Annotated in this window: 2 protein-coding genes; both read left to right on the plus strand. The window is 73.8% G+C overall.

Translation table 11 applies throughout. The features are described from left to right. Positions 1–211 (plus strand): GntR family transcriptional regulator (locus tag ABD810_RS40880; RefSeq protein ID WP_486387640.1); only part of this gene is annotated, 211 nt, incomplete at its 5' end. A 47-nt stretch (positions 212–258) separates the two neighbouring features. Next, on the plus strand, positions 259–1,208 hold a 950-nt coding region (locus ABD810_RS40885; RefSeq protein ID WP_344953990.1), incomplete at its 3' end, for a hypothetical protein.

Below are 1,208 nucleotides of genomic sequence, written 5' to 3' on the forward strand. Positions count from 1 at the left end.
GGGGATCAACGCCAACACCGTGCTGCGCGCCCTGCGCGAGCTACGGGACGAGGGCCTGCTGGAGTTCCGCCGAGGGCGCGGCGTCAGCGTGCTCAGCCGGCCCGACGCCCGCGCGGTGCTGGCGGAGGCGGCGCGTGAACTGCTCGCCGAGGCCGACCGGTACGGCTACGGCCCGGAAGAAGTCATCCACATCATCAGGGAACTGTCATGACCCCGTCTGTACGGCTGTCGCGGATCCGCCACCCCCAAGGAGCCGGCATGGCCACCCAAGGTCGCACCGTCACCGTCGCCGTCGTCTGGGGTGCGCTCGTCGCCGCCGTCCTGGTCGCCGTCCCCCTCGCGTTGCGCGACCGCCTTCCCGACCCGCTCGCCACGCACTGGAGCGGGTCCGGCCCCGACGGCACCATGTCCTTCACCGGCACCCTCGTGTTCGACCTGGCCTTTTGGGTGATCGCCTGGGTTCTCCTGATCGGCGCCGTGCTGCGTGGCGTGACGCGGCACGCCCGGCTGTGGCGCGCGCACTGGTGGGGCTTCCTCTTCGGCTGGGCGGTGCTCGCCCTCGGTGTAGCGGGCTCCATCCTCTACGCCAACCTCGACGTCGCCGACTGGCGTCAGGCCGTGCTGCCCGGCCGGCTGATCGCCGCCGTGGTCGGCGCCGCCGCCGTGACCGGCGTGCTCGCGGGCTATCTCGGCAGGGGCGAGCCCGACTCGGCACGGGACTACGCGGCCCAGGCGCCGGCCATGCGGCTGCGGCCGGGACAGCGCGCGGTCTGGGTGAGCCGCGTCTCGAACCCCTGGCTGATCGTCCTCTCCGCCGCGGCCTTGGTGGCCGCCGTGGTCGTCGCCGCGCTCTACGTGGCGGGCGTGCTGGCCGGTCAGATCGTCTGGACCATCCTGGGCTCTCTCCTGCTCGTGGTGCTGCTGGGGTTCGCCACGGGCTCGGTCGGCGTCCGTGTCGACGCCGAGGGCCTGCGCGTCGGCTTCGGCCCGTTCGGCCGTCCCGCCCGCCACACCCCGATCAGCAAGATCGAGTCGGCCTGGGCGGAAAGGCGCAACCCCGGCGACGTCGGAGGCTGGGGTCTGCGGGGCCTGCCCGGCACGGGCAGGGTCACGCTCATGCTGCGCGGAGGCGACTGCCTGGTCATCCGCCGGACCAGCGGGGGAGAGTTCGCCGTCTCCGTCGACGACGCCGAGCGCGGCGCGGCCCT

It is taken from the genome of Sphaerisporangium flaviroseum (genome assembly GCF_039537005.1).
In the GTDB taxonomy this organism is placed as follows: Bacteria; Actinomycetota; Actinomycetes; order Streptosporangiales; family Streptosporangiaceae; genus Sphaerisporangium; species Sphaerisporangium flaviroseum.